Genomic DNA, 22,107 nt, shown 5'->3' with positions numbered 1-22,107 from the left:
TTTTTATAAACCTATCATCTTATTAAAATTCCTTTTATTAAATTATTCCCCTTGTAATAAGGGTTTTTTCTTTTGCTAAAAAATGCTAAAATGCACAGATTATGATCGTCATTAACTATTGGCAAAAACTCCGCAAACGATTGATTATTAAAACCGCTTTGTCGCACTTATTATTAGGTGTGATTGCTGCTGGGTTTGGTTTATGTCAAAACGAAGCGCTTCCATCGGAATCTGATGTTTCGCACAGTGGAATTATTGCTATTACATCCATTGTACAAGATCACAGAGAAACAGCACAAAGAAAGTCACAAACACTAGCATGTTCCCAAAAACAGCATACTGTAGTACTTTTAATAATGCCTAATTATGATGATCTTTCCCCTAGCAAGGCAATCCGACTATCCCCTTACAACGGCATACGAGCTGGACCAAAAACTACCTCTTAGAATTTACACACAAATAAAACTAATTTTTATTCAAGGCAAAAGCCTTAAAATCCGTATTAAAAAACAAGAGAAAAGTTATGTTATTAAAATTATTGACAAAAGTATTTGGTAGCCGCAATGAGCGCGTATTAAAAAGTATGCGTAAACGAGTTGAAAAAATTAATGCACTTGAACCAGACATGGAAGCATTAACTGATGATGAACTAAAAGCAAAAACTACAGAATTTAAAGACAGGATTGCCTCTGGAACCCAATTAGATGATATTTTGGAAGAAGCTTTCGCAGTGGTACGTGAAGCGAGTAAACGTGTATTTGGCATGCGTCATTTTGATGTGCAGTTAATCGGTGGTATGGTATTAAATGAACGTTGCATTGCTGAAATGCGTACGGGTGAAGGTAAAACTTTAACAGCGACATTACCTGCCTACTTGAATGCACTAACAGGTAAAGGTGTACACGTTGTTACGGTTAATGATTACTTAGCGCAGCGAGACGCTGAAAATAATCGTCCTTTATTCGAATTTTTGGGCTTAACTGTAGGGATTAACCTGCCAAATATGCCCGCACACATAAAACGTGAGGCTTACAACGCAGATATCACCTATGGTACCAATAATGAATATGGTTTCGACTACCTACGCGATAATATGGTATTTACCAAAGATGCTCGAGTACAACGTCCATTACATTACGCCTTAGTCGATGAAGTTGACTCAATTTTAATTGATGAAGCAAGAACACCTCTGATTATTTCAGGTCAAGCGGAAGATAGTTCCGACAGATATATTAGCGTTGATAAAATCATTCCTTACTTAACCCGTCAAGAAAAAGAAGACTCTGACCAGTTCCAAGGTGATGGTGACTTCTCAATTGATGAAAAATCACGCCAAGTTAACTTAACAGAACGAGGCTTAGTTAAAGTTGAAGAATTACTGATAAAACAAGGTATCATGAAAGGTGATGAGTCACTTTATGCGCCAAGCAATATCGTATTGATGCATCACGTTAATGCAGCCCTACGCGCTCACCACCTATTCCATCGCGACGTTGATTATATTGTCAGAGATAACGAAATTATCATCGTTGACGAACATACTGGAAGAACAATGGATGGTCGACGTTGGTCTGATGGTTTACATCAAGCTGTTGAAGCAAAAGAACACGTTAAAATCCAAAATGAGAACCAAACACTGGCTTCAATTACTTTCCAAAACTATTTCCGTTTATATGAAAAACTAGCGGGCATGACAGGTACTGCTGACACTGAAGCATTTGAGTTTAACCAAATTTATGGTTTAGATACGATTGTTATTCCAACTAATCGCCCAATGCAACGAAAAGATCAATCCGACCTTGTCTATATGACCGAAAAGGAAAAGATAAATGCGATTGTATCTGATGTACAAGAATGTGTAAAACGCGGTCAACCTGTTTTAGTCGGAACAGCATCAATCGAAAAATCAGAATTAGTTTCACAAGCATTTAAAAAAGCAGGTATCAAACATAATGTCCTAAATGCTAAATTCCATGCTCAAGAAGCAGAAATCATTGCTAATGCAGGGAGTAAAGGTGCAGTTACTATTGCAACCAACATGGCTGGTCGTGGTACTGATATTATGCTCGGTGGTAACTGGCAAAATGATATAGCAAAAATTGAAAATCCAACACAAGAAGACATCGAAAAAGCGAAACAAGCTTGGCAAACAAAACACGAAGAAGTGATTAAGTTAGGTGGACTTTATATTTTAGGTACTGAACGTCACGAGTCACGCCGTATCGACAACCAACTACGAGGTCGTGCAGGACGTCAAGGTGACCCTGGCGCTTCACGCTTTTATCTATCACTGGAAGATCCATTGATGAGAATTTTCGCCTCTGATCGTATGGGTAATATGATGCGTAAATTGGGTATGAAAGAAGGTGAAGCTATTGAACACCCATGGGTCACAAAAGCCATTGCCAATGCTCAAAAGAAAGTTGAAAGTCGCAACTTTGATATTCGTAAACAACTTCTTGAATATGATGATGTCGCCAACGATCAACGTAAAGTAATTTACCGAGAACGAAACGGTTTACTTGATAATACCGATATAAAAGATACCATTGATTCAATTCGAGGTGATGTATTTAACACTCTAATTGACCAATACATTCCACCACAATCAATTGAAGATATGTGGAATATACCAGGTCTTGAAACTGCACTAAAAACAGACTTTGATTTGGATTTACCGGTCGCAAAATGGCTAGATGAAGAGCAAAATCTGCACGAAGAAACATTGCGTGAACGAATCTTACAAATTGCTCAAGACAAATATTTAGAAAAAGAAAATATGGCTGGAGCTGAAGCATTTAGACATTTCGAGAAAAGTGTTATGTTACAAACACTTGATACGCTTTGGAAAGAACATTTAGCAGCTATGGATTATTTACGCCAAGGTATTCATTTGCGCGGCTATGCACAAAAAGATCCAAAACAGGAATATAAACGTGAGTCGTTTAATATGTTTGCTAACATGCTAGAATCATTAAAATATGATGTTATTGGTATTTTGAGTCGCGTACAAATTCGCTCACAAGAAGAAGTTGACGAAGCTGAACGCCAACGCCTAGCAGAAATGGAAAAACTAATGGCTAAACAACAAGCTAACCATGATTCGGTAGCAAGTATAAATGGCGAAAATGAAGAACTATCAGCAGGCACTTCTTCGCAACCAATAGTACGAACTCAAGCCAAAGTTGGTCGTAATGATCCATGCCCTTGTGGTTCAGGTAAAAAATATAAACATTGCCATGGTGCTGTTCAGTAAAGAAAAAATTTAGTATCATCAAATAAAGTTGATAATTAAATCGTCGATTAGGATCGACAATAGGTTGAAAGGGAAAGTTACAACTTTCCCTAATTTTACTCATAGGCAAATAGAATTATGAATAAACATATTGAAATTGCTGTAGGTATTATTCGTTCACAAAATTGTCAAATATTTATCACCCAACGCGGAGAAGACTCTCATCTTGCTGGTTTTTGGGAGTTTCCTGGTGGAAAAATCGAGACCGGAGAAACGCCATATCAAACATTACAACGCGAAATTGCTGAAGAAGTTGACATCCATATCCACCAAGCCCAATTTTTAGATACCTTTAACCACAATTATGATGATCGCGATATCACAATTCATGCGTATTTAGTTGAAGAGTGGGATGGAGTCCCTTTTGCTAAAGAAGGCCAACCAAGTCGTTGGGTTGACCAAGAAGATCTGAATGCCGACGAATTCCCTGACGCCAATCGACCGATCATCGAAATGCTTAAAAACTTAGATAAACAAATATAACTTAGTTATTACAATTTAGCTTGTTTGATAGTCTAGTTTGTTTAATTTAACTTAGTTTTTTGTATAATTTTAGAGCTATTATATTTAGTTCATAAAATAAATGTACGCTGTTCCCCAACACCTAGAATAACACAATGCTAAAGCAAAAATTTACTAACACAAAGCTTTGATCTTATTTTAACTAATAATCCATTTAGCAATGACTAAATACATACCCAATAAACTCGGATTTAGGTCTATTTACTGTAACAACGAAACGAATAAGTAAGGATTTTTGTATATAAAAAAACCTGCAATAAGCAGGTTTTATAAATTCGGAAATTGGCTCCTCCAACAGGACTTGAACCTGTGACATACGGATTAACAGTCCGCCGTTCTACCGACTGAACTATGGAGGAACACTTAACGGGATGAATATTAACTATATATAACGCTAATGTCAATCTCTAAAACAGCAAATAGAATTAACTGCTCAGCTTGTAATCAAATTAATCTGTAGATATGCTAAGATAATTAAATATATTATTAACAGGTAAAATAGCATTTATGAAAAAAAATATTTGTATTTTTTGCGGAGCAAACGAAGGAAGCCAATTAGAATATCGTACACAAGCAGAACAATTAGGCAAAACTTTAGCAGAACAAAATCGACGGCTAATTTATGGTGGTGGTAATAAAGGTTTAATGGGGATTATTGCTAATACAGTACTTGCGCACGGCGGTGAGGTGATTGGTATTATTCCTGAACGTTTAGTCAAAGCCGAAACTGCACACCACGGTATTACGCGCTTAGAGGTGGTGGATAATATGCATCAACGTAAAGCAAGACTGGCTGAGCTTGCTGATGGTTTTGTTGCAATGCCCGGCGGAACAGGTACGCTAGAGGAAGTTTTTGAAGTTTGGACAGCAATGCAAATAGGTTATCATGAAAAGCCCGTTGCATTATTTAATGTGTTAGAATTTTGGCAACCAATGCTTAATTTTTTGCAACATGCAGTTAATGAAGGTTTTGTTCGAGATAGTTTTTATAAAACATTAATTGTTTCGGAAGATCATCGAACTATACTACAACAAATGGATCATTTTATCCCTAAAGATTTACAGCGCTGGGTAAAAAAATAGCTTAAATGTCATATTATATAAAAACGCCATCACTTGATGGCGCTTTTATTTATATGTTTAAAATTACGCAGCAGTTACAGCTTCTGACTCTGGTTGTTTAATAAATGCATATGCTACACCAGCAATAACGGCACCAACAACAATAGACAATAAGTAGCCAACTACTGGTTTAACAACGCCTGGAATTGCTAAAGCAAATAAACCACCATGCGGCGTCATTAATGTTGAACCGAAGGCTAACGCCATACCACCAGTAATAGCACCACCAACAATACAACATGGGATAACACGTAATGGATCGCGCGCAGCAAATGGAATTGCTCCTTCTGAAATAAAGCATAAGCCTAATACCAATGAAGCCTTACCACTTTCTTGTTCAGTTTTAGCAAATTTTTTGCGCGCAATCAATGTCGCAATTCCCATTGCTAAAGGTGGAACCATGCCCCCAGCCATAACCGCTGCCATTGGAGCATAAACTTGCGCTGAAATTAAACCTGTACCAAATGCATAGGCAACCTTATTTATTGGTCCACCCATATCAGTACACATCATGCCACCTAATATAGCGCCCAATATAACGGCATTGGCTGTACCCATTGAATTTAACCATACTGTTACAACGTTCATTAACCACGCAATAGGCGTACCAACAATAAATTGCATCACAAGACCGGTAATAAGCGTTGCAAATAGTGGTACGATTAATATTGGTTTCAATGCCTCTAGACTTTTTGGTAATGGTAAATATTTAGTGATTAATAGTGCTAGATAACCTGCAAAATAACCAATAATAATTCCACCTAAAAAGCCAGCGCCCGTCGAAACTGCTAGTAAACCGCCAACAAGTCCTGGTGCAAGACCGGGTCTGTCAGCAATGGAATAAGCAATATAACCTGAAAGCAGTGGCACCATAAGTGAGAAAGCAAGACCACCGATTTCGGCTAAATGCGATTCTCCAATTAATTTTTGTACTCCATCAACCATTTCAAATGAACCAAAAGCGAATGAAAGCGCAATAATCAAACCACCTGCAACCACCATTGGTAACATATAAGATACACCTGTTAGAAGGTGCTGATAAATACCTTTTTTCTCGTTGCTTGATTTAGCGGTTGAAGTATTTGATGACGGTTGATATACGGTTGCTTCTTCAAATGCTTTATCAAATTCTTGTGCTGTTTTTTTCAGAGCTGGACCTGTTTTGGTGCGATAAAGTTTTTTACCTGCAAATTTACTCAAATCAACATCAATATCACAAGCCGCAATTACAACATCGGCTGAAGCCACTTCTTCTGGTGTTAATTCATTACCGACACCAACTGAGCCACGTGTTTCAACCTTACACCACCATCCACGTTTTTTGGCTTCCTCTTCAATCGCTTCTGCTGCCATAAAGGTGTGAGCAACACCTGTTGGACATGCAGTTACCGCAACAATACGTTTTACACTGGTATTATTGCTTGGTGAAGACATAGCTTCGGCTGTTTGTTGATAAACACTCGCTTTACTTTGCGCATCTGTTAAAATCTGTTTTGGGTTAGCAAAAATTTGATTTAAATCATCAACGGCATAAACCTTTTTACCAACAACTGCTTTATCACTGATAGTTCCAGAGCCTACTGCAACTATAACATCAGCCGATGTTGCATTATCAACCAGATTTAGATTTAATTCGTTTGCGGCTAAAGCTAATTCCGCTTTAGCCAAACGTCCATTTACTGGGCCTGTATTACTACCTTCAATAATATATATATTCATGAATACTCCTATTCAGAAATTATTTCAATTTTTTCTAGCATATTATTTACAATTTGGCAATCAGATATACCAACACCAGCTTGCCCAACTGATAAAGCTGCAACACTTGATGCAAAGACTAAAGTATCTTTAATTGAACGATTAGTCATTAAGCCATACATCAACCCGGCGACCATTGAATCACCGGCACCAACAGTACTAACTACATGACATTTTGGTGGTTTTGCAAGCCATGCTTCATTTTTAGTTACCCACAAAGCGCCTTTACTTCCTAGCGAGATCACTACATTTTCAATGCCGTCGTTAACTAACTCCATAGCAGCTGCTTTAACATCTTCTAATGTTGGTAATTTGCGACCTACCCACATTTCTAGCTCTTTGTCATTGGGTTTAATTAACCATGGTTTTGCTTTTAATCCTGCAACTAATGCATCTCGGCTACTATCAAATACGATCTTTGGACAAATCGCTTTAACTTGTTCCATCCACTTAGTAAATTTATCAAGTGATACTCCAGCAGGTAAACTACCGCTGATAGCCACCATGTCAATATCTTTTAACCATTCAAGAGAATTTGTAACAAAACGTTGCCAATCTTGCTCGCTAATCGTGAAGCCTGAAAAATTAAGGTCAGTCACTTCACTATTTTCCTCAGTTAATTTAACATTAATGCGAGTACGACCTTCAATTGTTTCAAACTGATCAATCACATTTAATGATTTGAATAATAAGTTAAAACCATCACGATTTTCTTTACCTAAAAAACCGCCAATAGTTAATTGGACATCTAAATCCGACAAAACTTTAGCAACGTTGATACCTTTGCCTGCAGCAAGTAACGCATTGGTTTGGACTAAATTAACATCACCAAGCTCAACTTTGGGACAAAAACCCAAAAGATCATAAGCTGGGTTTAAAGTTATTGTTGCGACACGATAAGTCATTATTCAGTCCCCTCACCTAAACCATCCCCAATTGCTTTACCAATAGCATCAAGCGCCTGAGTAGCATCTTCACCTATTGCAGTAAATCGTAATCGACTACCTTTTTTAGCGCCTAGCGCAACAATTTTCATTAAACTCGTTGCACTTACTGGTTCACCTTTACCATCTAAATTAGCGACAGTAACCTTACAATTAAACTCTTTAACTAATTTTACTAGTACTGATGATGGGCGTGTATGTAAGCCATTTTCGTTTGGAATAATAAATTCACGACTTAATGATTCATTATTCGATTCAGCCACAGTCGACTCATTTGAAGATGTCGATTGGATTTCTGATTTATTAGATTCTATTGTCGCAGAACCAGATAAAAGAAGGCTGATAAGATCACCTGTATTTGCTGATAATAGTAATTGTAATTTTTGGTTAAAAACTAAAGTTGCAATATTATTTACAATATCAGAAATAGAATCATCAACTGCTGATATGGTGATGAGTAACTTAACAGGCTTACCATCTTCATTAATATTACTGATGGTGCGACTAATCGCCATAGCATTTTTTAAATTACCTTGTTTGCTATCATTTAACCAAACTCCATCACCTAAATATGTAGGTTTATTGTCCAACACATCGGCAATAAAACTTGAATTTACAGCATTTTGCTGTTTTAGACGTGATGCATTTAATGCTTGTAAAGTTGCTAAACTATCAGCAGGAATATCCAATAATAATGCAGATTCATTTATAGAAAATTGGCTATCTTCAGAACTTGTTTTACCAGTTAAAATAGCAATTGCTTCGTCGGCTGACTGAATTTTTTTAATTCGCTCCTCTACCCCTTCAGCTCCAAGTACGTGAGTTAGTTGACGGAGTAATTCTAAATGCTCATCAGAGCTTGCTGCAATACCAATTGCAAGATAGGCCTTTTCACCATCATCCCCCCATTGAACACCATTAGGAAAACAAAATACTTGTACCCCTGTTTTTTTGACTAAATGGCGAGTTTTAGTAGTTCCATGGGGAATAGCAAGGCCTATACCCAGATATGTGGCTGCTTGTGCTTCTCGTTCTAGCATTCCATCGACATAACCATCTTCAACAAATCCTGCATTGGTTAATGCCGTAGCAATTTTTTTTATCGCTTCAGTTTTATTGGTAGCTTGTTCATTTAAATGAATGTTTTCTTTAACTAAATGAAACATATAATAAATACCTCTGGGTTAATAATGTTGGGTCGACTAAAATGACTTAGAAAATACAAATCCTTTAATCAATTGAATCGTTTCAGCAATAATGAATAAATAAACATTAATTATCAAATAAATTATGTCTATTAATAAGTAATTTGTGATCTGGATCTTATTTTTTAATTTGAACTGTTTTAAAATTAACATATTTTTTATGCCTATTAATACCTTAACGGCTTAAGCTACCTCGATAGATCAATCGTCTTGGAATTATTGTTGTGCCCGATTGGTAATTATTGTTATGTAGATAGTTTAAAAACAGTTTTATTGTTACATCGGCAACTTCTTTATGATCTTGTGAAAGTGATATAACTTTACATGGTAAAAAATCTAACAATTCATTATCTCCAAAGGTAGCAATAGTTAAACTCTCGGGTAAGTGCCCAAATTTTCTTAAAATTGCATCAATGCTTCCCTGTAATAAAGAAAAAGAGGTAGTAAATATGCCATTAGGCAATTCATGACTTTCTAGCCATTGACTAAAGGCTAAATCAGCATCTTGACGACTATAGTTATTTGCATATAAAAAATCAACTTTATTACAATTGTCAAGTTTGATATCTTTAAAACCATCTAAACGAAGTTGACTAACAGATAAGTTTGGTAAGGCTCCTATATAAACCACTGAATCTTGTACAAAGTTATTAAATGCTTGAGCAAGTGATTTAGAATCTTGTTTATCTGCACCTACAATATTTCTAAATTTAGAGATGGATAATATTCGATCAAGTGCAAATAATGGAATCTTTTCGTTTTGCCAGTCATCATAAAAAAAATAATCTTGAGCAAAAACAAACGAAGAAGAAACAATTAAGGCATCTACGCGACGCTGCTGAAGGTGTTTGACACACTCTCTTTCGACTTGTGGATTATCTTCGGAACATGCAATTAGTAATTGATATCCTTCCTTTCTTACCAATTGTTCTAAATAATTAGCTATGCGAGTGTAACTGTTGTTTTCTAAATCAGGAATAATAATGCCTATAGTCCGGGTTTTACCTGCTCTAAGCCCCGCTGCTACCGCATTGGGTTGGTAATTATGTTTTTTCACCACCAACATAACTTTTTCGACTGTTTTATCACTAACGCGGTACTTTTTGGCTTTTCCATTGATCACATAACTGGCCGTCGTCCTTGATACACCAGCTAAAAGTGCTATTTCCTGTAATTTCATTATAATTATCTCGACAAAAATATTGCCAATTATTTAACATGGTTAGAAATAAATAGTAAACAATAATTTTTATTTACTTAATTAAACAATTGTAACTTTTTACTATTAAGATTAATTAATTTCCATTGTATTTGTTAATAGTAAATAGCAATATTTTGATTGTGAATATTTTCAATTTTGACCGGTGTATCAAATATATCTTCTAAAATATTGGCTTTCATAATCTGTTGTGAATTGCCTTGGTATATTAATTCACCATTTTTCATCGCTAAGATGTAATCTGAATATACGGATGCAAAGTTGATATCATGAATAACAATCACAATGGTTTTACCCAGCTCATCGGCTGCGCGGCGCAATTGTTTCATCATGGCAACAGCATGTTTCATATCAAGATTATTGAGTGGTTCATCAAGTAATACATATTTAGTATCTTGACATAACACCATAGCAACATAAGCTCGTTGCCGTTGACCACCAGATAATTCATCTAAAAAGCGGTCTTTATATTCAGTAAGATCTAAAAAATCGAGCGCTCGATAAATATAGTTATAATCATCAGCATTTAAACGCCCTTTGGTATAAGGATAACGCCCAAATCCAACTAGTTCAAAAACAGACAATCTACTGGTAAAACGGTTTTCTTGTCTCAATACTGATAAATAAGTGGCAAGTTTATCACTTGGCGTATTAACAACATCCATATTTTGAATTTTAACTTGTCCTTCATCAGCTAATAGAAGACGACTTATAATTGATAATAGCGTCGATTTTCCCGCCCCATTTGGACCAATAATAGCAGTAATTCCACCTTGTGAAATCGTCGCGTTGACATTTTTTAATACAGATACTGTTTGATAGTTTTTACTAACATTATCAATTTTTATCACTTTGGAACCTTTTTTAATAATAAGAAGATAAACAAAGAACCACCAATGAATTCAATGACAATGGATAATGCACCAACCATATTTAATACTCGCTCTAAGAACATTTGTCCACCGACCAGAAAAATAACACCTAACAAAAAAGCAGTAGGTAGCAAAAAACGATGTTGGCTTGATCCACTAATACTATAAGCTAAATTAGTAATTAAAAGCCCTAAAAAAGTGAATGGACCGACTAATGCCGTTGACACTGACACTAAAACTGAAACTAGCAATAATATAATAGTGACACTTTTTTGATAATCGATACCCAAATTGATTGCATTATCCCGACCCAACGCAAGTACATCAAATTTAAATCGCATTTGCCATAAAAATAGACCAACAATAGCTACTATTACTAACGAAAAGATAATCAATACAGGCTCTGCACGCGTAAATGTAGCAAAAATACGACTTTGAAGCACAGCAAATTCAGACGGGGTCATTAAGCGTTGCAATAGATTAGAAAAACTACGAAATAATGTGCCTAAAATAATTCCTATTAATAATACCAAATGTAAATTTTTCTTGAGTCTAGTAAACAAGCCTCGATATAAAAATAAAGAGAATAAAATTAATAAAAGTGATTCGAATACAAATTTACCAATAATACCAATATAAGGAATACCTTGTGAATCAATACAAAAGATTACAACAGTTTGAATAAGTACAAATAGTGATTCGAATCCCATAATAGAAGGTGTTAATATTCGATTGTTGGTAACTGTTTGAAAAAGCAGTGTTGATGTCGCAGCCGAAAAAGCGACTAAAATCATAGTTAGCATTACCCACGTTCGATGCTTCAAAATATAGCTAATATTGCCTTTAAGGTTGAAGGTCATAAAACATGTTATGCATATTAAAGCAATAATTAACAATAAAAGAACTCTTTTTTGACACAAAATATGGCGTTTTTGATTAACTAACATGACGTTTTCGACTCAACAATATTAAAAAAATAATAGCGCCAACTACGCCAAGAATAACACTCACGGGGATCTCAAAAGGATAGCGAATTACACGCCCAATAATATCGCAAATTAAAACTAATCCACTACCAAACAAACAGATCCATGGAATGGTTTTACGAACATTGTCCCCAAATAATAAACTAACAATATTTGGTACAATCAATCCTAAAAATGGTAAAACTCCAACAACTACAACGACAATACCACCAATTAATGCAATAACAATAAGTCCTGTTAACATAACACGACGATAGTTAAGCCCTACATTAATAGAAAAATCACGCCCCAAGCCAACTACAGTAAACTGATCCGCACACCAACAAGCAAGTAATGTCAAACCACCCACCAACCATAATAATTCGTAACGACCTTTTAAAATAGCTGAAAAATCACCTGATTCCCAACCACCAAGTGATTGTAATAAATCAAAATACATGGCAAAAAATGTAGTAATAGCGCTAATAACTGCACCTAACATAATGCCAATAAGAGGTACCATTATTGCTGACTTTAAAATAATCTTTCGAGAAATCGCCATAAATATCATTGTGCCAATCATAGCAAATAGGCTAGCAACAACCATTTTAGTCATGACACTAGCGCCAGGAGCTAAAACCATCATAACTAATAAGCCAAGACTAGCCGATTGAGTAGTGCCAACTAAAGAAGGTTCAACAAATCGATTTTGTGTTAATAATTGCATAATCAAACCTGCAACACTCATGGCACTACCTGCTAACAATAAGGCAACAGTTCGAGGAATACGGCTTACAAAAAAAATCTCACGCATATTGCTATCTGACCATAAATCAAATAGTGTCACATGCCCTGCACCAATAAATAAACTTATTGCAGTCATGATCAATAAAATGAACATACCTGCAATAAAATAAAATGATTTAATCATGCTTTACATTAATGCGCTGGTTCACTTTGCAAAGCGACACCTATTTGATCCATCAAACGGCTATAGGTTTGAATACCGCCAGCAATATACATGGAAGAAGAATCTAAATAAACAATATGGTTTTGTTGCCATGCAGCAGTTTTTCGGATCAATTCGTTGTCAAGTACTTGTTGTGCAGACTGAGCTTCTTTATTACCTATTGCATTATCTCTATCTAACACAAATATCCACTGCGGATTAACACTCAAAATAAATTCAGAGGTAACAGCATTACCATGACGACCAGCTTCTTGGAAAGTAGTTGCTGGCTGAAAACCGAGCACATCAAACACAAAACCAAAACGAGATTTTGAGCCATAAGCCGACATCTTACCGCCATTAATCATAATCACTAGTGCTGTGCCAGCAGTAGTTGTCTTGGTTTTCAATTGTTCGATTTTTTGATTAAAATCGGCAATAAGTTTCTTAGCTTCATTTTGTTTATTGAAGATTGAGCCTAATTGTTCTGTTCTTTGAGTTAAACTACTTAAAAAATTATTTGGGTCAATATCTAAAGAAATCGTCGGAGCAATATCATTCAATTTTTTATAAGCATCAGTAGCGCGACCTCCAGCAACAATAACATCTGGTTGAATTGAACTTAAAACTTCATAATTTGGTTCAAATAAAGTGCCCACATTAGTGTAGTCTTTGCGTCCATATTTAGATAAGAAAGTTGGATAATGTACATCTGATTGAGGCACTGCTGTCACAGGAATATTTAATGCGTCCATGATATCAAGTGTTGCAGTATTAAAAACAACAACTTTTTTAGGATTTTCAGGCACATCGGTTTTACCTTGAGCATGTTCAATGGTAAGCGTATTTGCAGAGGTTTGCTGTTCTTTTTTATTGTCACATCCAACCAAAACAAGCAAAACAGCAAGCAAAACTAAAAATTTCACTTTGATATATGAATACATTGTAACTCCTAATTATCAACCAAATAAAAAACAAAAAACGATAATTATAATAATTATCATTTACATTAAGATTGTAACCAAAAAATTTGCTCTATTCAATGCACTTTAACTATTTAAAAATTTAATATGTGATAAAAGATAGATTAAATAGCACTCAAATGAATGGATTAAAAAGCTATCGATTTGTTCGATAGCATAATTAATATTGGTGATTAAGGGTGTTTAGTGGGATCAAGCGATAAATCTTTAAGTTTTCTAGTTAATGTATTTCGCCCCCAGCCTAACAGATGAGAAGCATCTTGTTTGTGACCTCGAGTAAAATTAAGTGCACTTCTTAGTAAGATTCGTTCAACATCATTTATTGCTTCAGTCAAAATTCCTGTTTTACCATCTATTAGAGCTTGTTTTGCCCATTGTTCCAGCAATACTTTCCAATCAACTTCTTGTTGAGAAAAGTGGCTTGTAGGCAATGTGGTATTTTCATTTGTAACCACTGTTTTAACTGTCGATAATTGCAACAATTCTGGAGGCAAGTCCTGAACTAAAACCTCTTTATTTGAAGACATCACCGTAACCCAGCGACAAATATTTTCAAGTTGACGAACATTACCTGGCCAATTAAAGCGACATAAAACATTTAAAGCTTCCGAACTGAATACTTTACTTTCTACCCCCAATTCTTTGGCGGTTGTATGTAAAAAATGTTCTGATAGTTTTGGTATATCTTCAATTCGATCGCGTAGCGGTGGTAATAAGATGCGAATTACATTTAGACGATGAAAAAGATCTTCTCTAAATTTACCCTCACGAACCCTAGCTTGTAAATCTTGATGAGTAGCTGCAATAATACGGACATCTACTTTGACAGGTGAATAACCGCCAATACGATAAAATTGCCCATCAGCAAGCACCCTTAATAATCTAGTTTGAACATCAAGTGGCATATCACCAATTTCATCTAGAAATAATGTACCACCATTCGCTTGTTCAAACCTACCGTGCCTAATTTGAGCCGCTCCAGTAAACGCCCCTTTTTCATGTCCAAAAAGTTCTGACTCAATAAGATCTTTAGGGATGGCTGCCATATTTAGCGCAATAAAAGGGGATTGTGAGCGAGGGCTATGGATATGTAATGCTTTTGCAACTAATTCTTTCCCCGTTCCTGATTCACCATTAATCAATACACTAATTGATGATTTGGAAAGCCTACCAATAATACGAAAAACTTCCTGCATTGAAGGTGCTTCACCAATAATGCCGGTCGATGCTTTACTTGTTGTATTATTATTGGTTTTATTACTTTGAGTTTGTGAAATCGCACGTTCAACCAATTGAATAACTTCGTCCACATCAAAAGGTTTAGGAATATAATCATAAGCACCTTTTTGATAGGCATTTACTGCTGCATCTAGATCGGAATGAGCAGTCATAATAATAACTGGCAAATTCGGCATTTGCTCTTTAATATGATGAAGCAATGTCAAACCATCAAGTCCTGGCATTTTAATATCAGAAATTAGTACAGCTGGTTTTTGTACATATGTATCTAATGCATCAATAACTTGCTTACCACTCTCAAAGCTAACACAGTTAAAATGAGCATTAGTTAATGCTTTTTCTAATACCCATCGAATAGAGCTATCATCATCAACAATCCACACATTCATTTTATTTACCTCACTGCCTAATTGGCAAATAGACAGAAAATTGAGTATGCCCAGGCCAACTATTAAATTCAATTTTACCATGATGTTGATCAACAATATTATTTGCAATCGAAAGTCCAATACCTGTACCTCCTTCATGCCCGCTCACCATAGGATAAAACAAAGTATCTTGTATATGAACAGGCACACCTGGTCCAGTATCTTCAATATCAATACGAGCGCACAAACGATAGCGCTGGCCATGTAAAGTGATCTGAAAAGCAGTTCTTGTCCTGATAATAATTGTGCCAGTATTGGATCCGATAGCCTGTAAAGCATTGCGAACAATATTTAAAATTACCTGCTCTATTTGTTCGGAGTCATGAATAAAATCAGGTAAGCTTGGATCATAATCACGCAGAATTTTAATATTGATTGGTTTTTCCAAACACAGCAAAGCATAGATACGTTCTATTGCTTGATGAATACTTTGTTCTTTTTGTTGTAATCGCTGCTGTGGACCTAATAACCTATCTACCAGATTTCTTAATCTATCTGCTTGTTCAATAATAATTTTTGTGTAATCTTGCAATTCATTTTTAGGTAGTTCACGTGATAATAATTGAGCGGCGCCTCGAAGCCCTCCGAGAGGATTTTTAATTTCATGAGCTAGTCCACGAACTAATTCACGAGCTGCACTCTGTTGCGCTTGTTGCAATTGTTCTTGGCTAAGGCGTTTATGGCTATTTAATGGCGTCATTTCAATTAAAATCTGTCCATTACCTAATAGTTGAGCTGTCAACGTTAAAATATGTAATTCATTATTAATAACTAAATTGACTTCATTATCTGTAAAACCCTGATTTTGCTCTAATGTACTGAGCATTAAATTTATATCCAAAGAAAAGTATCCCAGCAAATCAGGAAGATAACTTTCTAATAATTTTTTTGAACTTTGTGCTAATAATTGCTGTGCAGCAATATTGGCATACAGAATATTAAGCTTAGTATCAAGTAATAAAATACTTGTAATCATAGAATCGAGAACAAGATTAGCATCAGATTCATTATCAAATGTCATCGTTGGTTTTCCGTCCTGATTAGAAACCACCGCAAATTAACGGTGGTTTGATAGGTTAAATTACTATATAGCTTATAGACTATAGTACATTTCAAACTCAACTGGGTGAGGTGTCATACGTACACGATCAACATCTTGACGTTTTAAATCAATGTATGCATCAATAGCATCGTTAGTAAATACATTACCACGTGTTAAAAATTCACGATCTGCATCTAATGCGTTAAGTGCTTCTTCAAGTGAACCCGCAACTTGAGGAATTAATTTAGACTCTTCTGGTGGTAAGTCATATAAGTTTTTATCCATTGCATCACCAGGGTGAATTCTATTGATAATACCATCTAAACCAGCCATTAACTGCGCAGCAAAAGATAAGTATGGATTACCAGCTGGATCTGGGAAGCGAACTTCAATACGGCGAGCTTTAGGGCTAGTCACAACTGGAATACGGATTGATGCTGAACGGTTACGGGCCGAGTAAGCAAGCATAACTGGTGCTTCATATCCCGGGACAAGACGTTTATAAGAGTTAGTTGCAGGGTTTGTAAATGCATTAATTGCTTTCGCATGTTTAATAATACCGCCAATATAGAATAATGCCATTTCAGAAAGGCCCGCATATTTATCACCAGCAAATAAATTTACGCCATCTTTTGCCAATGATTGGTGACAGTGCATACCAGAACCATTATCACCAAATATTGGTTTTGGCATAAAGGTCGCGGTTTTACCATATGCGTGTGCTACATTTTGTACAACATATTTATAAATTTGTACTTCATCTGCTTTTTTAGTTAACGTATTAAAACGACAGGCAATTTCATTTTGACCTGCTGTTGCAACTTCATGATGGTGAGCTTCAACCACTAAGCCAAGTTGCTCCATAATTAAGCACATTTCAGAACGGATATCTTGTGATGAATCAACTGGAGGAAGTGGGAAATAACCACCTTTTACACCTGGACGGTGGCCTTTATTGCCTTCGTCATATTTAGTACCTGAGTTCCAGGCCGCTTCAATATCATCAATATGTACAAAGCTACCTGACATTGGCGAACCGAAACGAACATCATCAAATAAGAAAAATTCTGGTTCAGGGCCGAAAATAACAGTATCAGCAATACCTGATGATTTTAAAAATTCTTCGGCACGTTTAGCAATTGAACGTGGGTCACGATCATATCCTTGTAATGTTGCAGGCTCTAAAACATCACAACGGAGATTTAATGTCACATCTTCAAAAAAAGGATCGATAACAGCACTTGATGTATCTGGCATTAACACCATATCTGATTCATTAATACCTTTCCAACCTGCAATTGATGAACCGTCAAACATCTTACCATCTTCAAAAAAGCTGTCATCAATTTGACTAACAGGAATTGTAACGTGTTGCTCTTTACCTTTTGTATCAGTAAAGCGTAAATCAATAAACTTAACATCATTTTCTTTAATTTGTGTTAAAACTTTTAGTATAGACATGTATCTTCTCCATTGAGGACAAACAATAATTATTCAGTTTTTAAGGTATTCTTACCAAATTGCTATAACTTATGCAAATATAATGCCAATTTTTTAACTCTATTTTTGGTGGCTTTATAAGTAGCTATAGTAACATAAATATTACAGTTGCACTAAAATAATGCAATAAGCACCAGAATAATGCACCAAAATAGTCATATAAAAAATTAAACCCAATTTTTATGCTCTATATATCTTCTCGCAGTGCTTCAATGCTCAAATGAAAAGTTATTTTATTCCAGTCATGCTCAATCGTTTCTTCTGAACTAAACACCACGTGATACAGCATATGATCTTTAGGATTTACAAAAGATGTAGAAGGATAAACATCCGTACCCCAATAACAGCAAATTAATTTAAGTTCACCTATTCCCATGGTGTTAGCTAAATACTGATGTGCTTGTTTTGCATATTTACCTTCAATTTTATAAATAACTTTAAGGGGTTTCCTTGTTCTTTATCATTTTGTATACAATCATTATATTTAAAGAAATCGGACGCATCTGCATCAAATTCACGCAAAAAATCACGACAAGTTAAATCTGGATCATAGTCATAATGCGGGAAATATTCTGAATGTTTGATTTTTACGTTACGAAGTTTTGTTCTCTTTAACTCAGAAATTTGTTTATTAAAATATGTTCAGCATAAGCTTGATGATAATCACCATTTTCTAAATAATAATTAGCTAATAAAGATTCGTCTTCAATAGTTTGAGAATTAAATTTATTAAATTCAGAAGAATTATCAGCAAACGCCGGAGAAATAATGGAAAATACAACACAAACCCAAAAGATAAATTGTTTCAATCTCATTAACCTATCCCTTAAAATTAAATAAATATTTTTTATAAAATAGCAAGATTTTCTTATTGGTGCTGTATTTCAGTGCATAATATCGTTATAATCTCACCTTATATTGAAATGACTAGGTAATCATACAAATATGGACTTTATAACACTCGAAATTCTACCTTTTGTAAAAAATCATTTTTTACTGTCCCTAGGTTGGATTGTGCTGTTTATTGCAATCATTGTACTAACCATTAAAGGAAAGCTATCTAAAGTTAAAGTTATCAATAATGCTCAGGCAATCCATATGGTAAATAAACAAGATGCAGTTATTATTGATATTCGCTCTGCTGATAGCTTCAAAAAAGGGCATATAACAGATTCTCATAACATTTTGCCTATCGACATTAAAAATGCAAGTGCAAAAACAATTGAAAAGTTTAAAGAAAATATCATTATTTTAATTGATGAGAATGGTTTATCATCAACAGGTATAGGTGAAATACTTGTCAAACAAGGTTTTTCAAATGTCTTTGTATTAAAAGACGGTATTGCTGGATGGAACGGCGAGAATTTACCATTAGTTAGAAAATAATATTATAAAAAATAAGGTTTTATCATGACAGAACAAAACAATACACAACAACCAGAAACACAGTTTGCTATTCAACGTATTTATACTAAAGATGTTTCATTTGAAACTAATAATGTTCCAGAAATTTTTACTAAACAATGGCAACCAGAACTGAATCTTGAATTAAATTCATCTTCGCAAGTTTTAAGTGAAAATGTATATGAAGTTGCACTTCGTGTCACTGTAACAGTAAAACAACAAAACGAAGTTGTGTATATCTGTGAAGTTACTCAAGCGGGTATTTTCTCACTTGTCGGATTTGACGAAGGCCAAATTCAACATTGTGTTGGTGCTTATTGTCCAAATATTTTGTTCCCCTATGCTCGTGAAGTAATTTCAAGTTTAGTGAATAAAGGTACATTCCCACAAGTGAATTTAGAACCAGTAAATTTTGAAGCACTATTTATGAACTATATTCAGCAACAACAAGCTGAAGCTGAATCAAAAGAAACACTACAATAGTCATTGTATTACAATTAACTGATAATAAATTTATTAGATGATTATGAAAAAAGATGCTGCAGTAACAGTAATTGGCGCTGGATCTTATGGGACCTCTTTAGCTATTTTGCTGGCTCGAAATGGTCACTCAACTTTATTATGGGGGCACAATCCTGATAAAATGACCATTCTGCAGCATGACAGACAAAATAAACAGTTTCTACCAAATATTCCTTTCCCAAATCTGTTACAAATTGAAACTGATTTAAAAACGGCAGTTTTAGCTGCGCCAATTTTACTTATTGTGGTGCCAAGTCATGCTTTTGCAAGTATTTTGACTCAAATCAAACCTTTTTTACGCCAAGATACAAAAATTGTCTGGGCTACAAAAGGACTTGAAGTTAATACTGGCCGATTATTACAAGATGTTGCAGAGGAGATTTTGGGCAATAAGATTCCATTAGCGGTCATTTCTGGTCCAACTTTTGCTAAAGAAGTCGCATCTGGATTACCAACAGCGGTAACTGTAGCATCAACTAATGAGCATTTTTTAAATCAACTGCAAACTTTGTTTCATTGTAGCAAAAGCTTCCGAGTCTATAGCAGCAAAGATTTTATTGGAGTGCAACTTGGTGGTGCAATCAAAAATGTTATAGCTATTGGTGCTGGATTATCTGATGGTCTTGGCTTTGGAGCCAATGCCAGAACAGCATTAATTACACGTGGACTTGCTGAAATGATGCGTTTAGGTGCAGTATTAGGGGCAGATCCAGCAACCTTTATGGGAATGGCTGGATTAGGTGATTTGGTTTTAACCTGTACCGATGATCAATCCCGTAATCGTCGTTTTGGAATGTTACTTGGCCAAAATAAATCCATTCAAGAAGCTCAAGATGCTATTGGCCAAGTTGTTGAAGGTCGCAACAATACAAAAGAAGTCTGGTTATTAGCTCAAAAATATCATGTAGATATGCCTATCACTGAACAAATTTATCAAGTTATTTATGAAAATAAAGATCCAAAACAAGCCGCAGTGGCATTACTTAGGCGTTCACAAAAAGAAGAACTAAAAAGCTAATTTTTATACTCAAACACCTAGTTACCTGAAACTTTTTGACACAAAATTATACTAACTTGATATCTAAGTATTATAAAAACGTACCAATTCCTTTTTCTTTTGCTTTAAGATAAATATCGTAGCCAATATACACGTCTAATACAGCTGTACCAACAGTTTTAAACAGCGTGACTTGCTGATCATTTAGACGGCATTGGGTTGGATCTATCACTAAATCTCCTAACTCTAAAAAATCATCTTCTGATACCAATTTTTGTTTAATTGGATCAATAATATCACCTGCTTCAGCAAATACGCCTTCTTTAGTATCAACTACCCGAATATTAGCCTTTTCAACTACACATTCAGGAATTTCATGCATTTCTGGCGTATAAGCACCCACTCCATTAACGTGCGTGCCAGGTTTTACTTTTTCGCCATTAAATGTCACAACTTTTGAGGTTGTAACCGAAGTAATAATATCAGCTTGACTAATGTCATCATCCAAATTTTTTGAAAAATAAAGGTTAGTAGAAAAATGAGCAAAACGATATTTCATCTCTTCTGTAAATTGTTCCGCTTTTTGTGTATCAATATCAAAAATAGCGACATCAGTAAGTGAACGAACAGTTAACATTGCCTCTAATTGAGATACAGCTTGCCCACCAGTACCTATCAACACTGCTCGACTAGCATTTTTACGCGCCAGCAAATCGGTTGCTGCACCTTGAACGGCTCCTGTACGAAGCTGAGTGACAAAAGTGCCATCTAACATAGCACAGACTTCACCTGTTTGCGGATCTAACATTAAAACTTGAGCTGGTACTGATGGTTTACCCAATTTAGGATTGTCAGGAAATACCGAAACAATTTTTATACCCACAATATCGCTACCTTTAATATGTGCGGGCATAAACAAGGATTTTCCCTTTTGCATATCAAAATTTATTCGTAACGGCACATCACTGTTTCCTTGGCTATAGATTTTCAAAGCTTGTTTATCTGCAGCTATCGCATCTTTCATTGTATAAAATCTTTCAATATCATTTGCCGTTAAAATAAGCATTTTTATTCCTTATTGATTTTCTATATTTTTTGAACTTTAGTATCTATTATCTATTTTTTAGATCAAGATTTATTG

20 protein-coding genes, 1 tRNA gene and 1 pseudogene are annotated in these 22,107 nt (G+C 35.2%); 7 read left to right on the top strand and 15 right to left on the bottom strand.

The annotated features are described in order from the left end of the window. Positions 1–101: 101 nt before the first annotated feature. The 3 genes from ACGH6S_RS04750 to mutT all read left to right on the top strand — a co-directional run bounded on the left by ACGH6S_RS04750 (position 102) and on the right by mutT (position 3,778). Positions 102–446, top strand: coding sequence for a hypothetical protein (locus tag ACGH6S_RS04750; RefSeq protein ID WP_085164302.1), 345 nt, complete (start codon positions 102–104; stop codon positions 444–446). A gap of 77 nt (positions 447–523) precedes the next feature. Further along, positions 524–3,256, top strand: a complete 2,733-nt coding sequence (gene secA, locus ACGH6S_RS04745; RefSeq protein WP_411578374.1) for a preprotein translocase subunit SecA — start codon at positions 524–526, stop codon at positions 3,254–3,256. Positions 3,257–3,373: 117 nt separating this feature from the next. Next, a complete protein-coding gene (gene mutT, locus ACGH6S_RS04740) occupies positions 3,374–3,778 on the top strand; it encodes an 8-oxo-dGTP diphosphatase MutT (protein WP_065608733.1) in 405 nt (134 codons plus the stop codon). Positions 3,779–4,100: 322 nt separating this feature from the next. On the opposite strand, the gene ACGH6S_RS04735 is transcribed toward mutT, so the two are convergent. Continuing rightward, a tRNA-Asn gene (locus ACGH6S_RS04735) sits at positions 4,101–4,176 on the bottom strand. Between the two features lie 148 nt (positions 4,177–4,324). Between ACGH6S_RS04735 and ACGH6S_RS04730 the strand changes: the two genes are divergently transcribed. Continuing rightward, on the top strand, positions 4,325–4,900 hold the full coding sequence (locus ACGH6S_RS04730) for a TIGR00730 family Rossman fold protein (RefSeq protein ID WP_411578373.1): 576 nt from the start codon (positions 4,325–4,327) through the stop codon (positions 4,898–4,900). Positions 4,901–4,963: 63 nt separating this feature from the next. On the opposite strand, the gene fruA is transcribed toward ACGH6S_RS04730, so the two are convergent. From fruA to ACGH6S_RS04665, 13 genes and pseudogenes are all read right to left on the bottom strand, one after another. After that, entirely contained in the window at positions 4,964–6,658 is a 1,695-nt protein-coding gene (gene fruA / locus ACGH6S_RS04725) for a PTS fructose transporter subunit IIBC (RefSeq protein WP_296301817.1), read from the bottom strand. 8 nt (positions 6,659–6,666) lie between these two features. Beyond that, positions 6,667–7,602: a 1-phosphofructokinase gene (gene fruK / locus ACGH6S_RS04720; RefSeq protein ID WP_065589400.1), complete on the bottom strand. Its 936-nt coding sequence runs from the start codon at positions 7,600–7,602 to the stop codon at positions 6,667–6,669. Further along, positions 7,602–8,807 (bottom strand): fused PTS fructose transporter subunit IIA/HPr protein, encoded by a 1,206-nt coding sequence (fruB, locus tag ACGH6S_RS04715; protein ID WP_411578372.1) that lies wholly within the window; start codon positions 8,805–8,807, stop codon positions 7,602–7,604. The genes fruK and fruB overlap by 1 nt, the downstream gene beginning before the upstream one ends. A 214-nt stretch (positions 8,808–9,021) precedes the next feature. Continuing rightward, complete coding sequence (gene cra / locus ACGH6S_RS04710) at positions 9,022–10,026, bottom strand: catabolite repressor/activator (protein ID WP_411578371.1); 1,005 nt, start codon at positions 10,024–10,026, stop codon at positions 9,022–9,024. A gap of 134 nt (positions 10,027–10,160) precedes the next feature. Then, positions 10,161–10,916 carry an ABC transporter ATP-binding protein gene (locus ACGH6S_RS04705; RefSeq protein ID WP_411578370.1) on the bottom strand — a complete coding sequence of 252 codons (756 nt, stop codon included), beginning with the start codon at positions 10,914–10,916 and terminating at the stop codon, positions 10,161–10,163. Next, a complete protein-coding gene (locus tag ACGH6S_RS04700; RefSeq protein WP_174798690.1) occupies positions 10,913–11,884 on the bottom strand; it encodes an iron chelate uptake ABC transporter family permease subunit in 972 nt (323 codons plus the stop codon). The genes ACGH6S_RS04705 and ACGH6S_RS04700 overlap by 4 nt, the downstream gene beginning before the upstream one ends. Beyond that, a complete protein-coding gene (locus ACGH6S_RS04695) occupies positions 11,874–12,830 on the bottom strand; it encodes an ABC transporter permease (protein ID WP_174798709.1) in 957 nt (318 codons plus the stop codon). The genes ACGH6S_RS04700 and ACGH6S_RS04695 overlap by 11 nt, the downstream gene beginning before the upstream one ends. 11 nt (positions 12,831–12,841) lie before the next feature. Beyond that, complete coding sequence (locus ACGH6S_RS04690; RefSeq protein WP_174798691.1) at positions 12,842–13,795, bottom strand: siderophore ABC transporter substrate-binding protein; 954 nt, start codon at positions 13,793–13,795, stop codon at positions 12,842–12,844. Positions 13,796–14,007: 212 nt separating this feature from the next. After that, entirely contained in the window at positions 14,008–15,462 is a 1,455-nt protein-coding gene (glnG, locus tag ACGH6S_RS04685; protein ID WP_411578369.1) for a nitrogen regulation protein NR(I), read from the bottom strand. Positions 15,463–15,472: 10 nt separating this feature from the next. Next, the gene (glnL, locus tag ACGH6S_RS04680) at positions 15,473–16,522 is read right to left on the bottom strand and encodes a nitrogen regulation protein NR(II) (protein WP_085164323.1); all 1,050 of its coding nucleotides are present in this window, start codon (positions 16,520–16,522) and stop codon (positions 15,473–15,475) included. Between the two features lie 72 nt (positions 16,523–16,594). Further along, positions 16,595–18,004 (bottom strand): glutamate--ammonia ligase, encoded by a 1,410-nt coding sequence (gene glnA, locus ACGH6S_RS04675; RefSeq protein WP_411578368.1) that lies wholly within the window; start codon positions 18,002–18,004, stop codon positions 16,595–16,597. A 226-nt stretch (positions 18,005–18,230) separates the two neighbouring features. After that, a pseudogene (locus ACGH6S_RS04670) lies at positions 18,231–18,479 on the bottom strand (hypothetical protein); the annotation flags it as partial. Between the two features lie 175 nt (positions 18,480–18,654). Then, complete coding sequence (locus ACGH6S_RS04665; RefSeq protein ID WP_411578367.1) at positions 18,655–18,858, bottom strand: hypothetical protein; 204 nt, start codon at positions 18,856–18,858, stop codon at positions 18,655–18,657. 130 nt (positions 18,859–18,988) lie between these two features. On the opposite strand from ACGH6S_RS04665, the gene ACGH6S_RS04660 reads away from it, so the two are divergent. From ACGH6S_RS04660 to gpsA, 3 genes are read left to right on the top strand one after another with little or no spacing between them, the layout of a single operon-like run. Then, positions 18,989–19,429: a rhodanese-like domain-containing protein gene (locus ACGH6S_RS04660; RefSeq protein WP_065589391.1), complete on the top strand. Its 441-nt coding sequence runs from the start codon at positions 18,989–18,991 to the stop codon at positions 19,427–19,429. A gap of 24 nt (positions 19,430–19,453) precedes the next feature. Further along, the gene (secB, locus tag ACGH6S_RS04655) at positions 19,454–19,930 is read left to right on the top strand and encodes a protein-export chaperone SecB (RefSeq protein ID WP_065561473.1); all 477 of its coding nucleotides are present in this window, start codon (positions 19,454–19,456) and stop codon (positions 19,928–19,930) included. A gap of 40 nt (positions 19,931–19,970) precedes the next feature. Next, entirely contained in the window at positions 19,971–20,987 is a 1,017-nt protein-coding gene (gpsA, locus tag ACGH6S_RS04650; protein ID WP_411578402.1) for an NAD(P)H-dependent glycerol-3-phosphate dehydrogenase, read from the top strand. Positions 20,988–21,057: 70 nt separating this feature from the next. Here gpsA and ACGH6S_RS04645 read toward each other — a convergent pair whose 3' ends face one another. Next, positions 21,058–22,032, bottom strand: coding sequence for an ornithine cyclodeaminase family protein (locus ACGH6S_RS04645; protein ID WP_411578366.1), 975 nt, complete (start codon positions 22,030–22,032; stop codon positions 21,058–21,060). Positions 22,033–22,107 lie beyond the last annotated feature (75 nt).

The sequence above is a fragment of the Gilliamella sp. BG3 genome, from assembly GCF_046635605.1.
In the GTDB taxonomy this organism is placed as follows: domain Bacteria; phylum Pseudomonadota; class Gammaproteobacteria; order Enterobacterales; family Orbaceae; genus Gilliamella; species Gilliamella bombi.
Note: the sequence above shows the minus strand (reverse complement) of the source record. Positions and strands in the feature narration are given on the sequence as shown.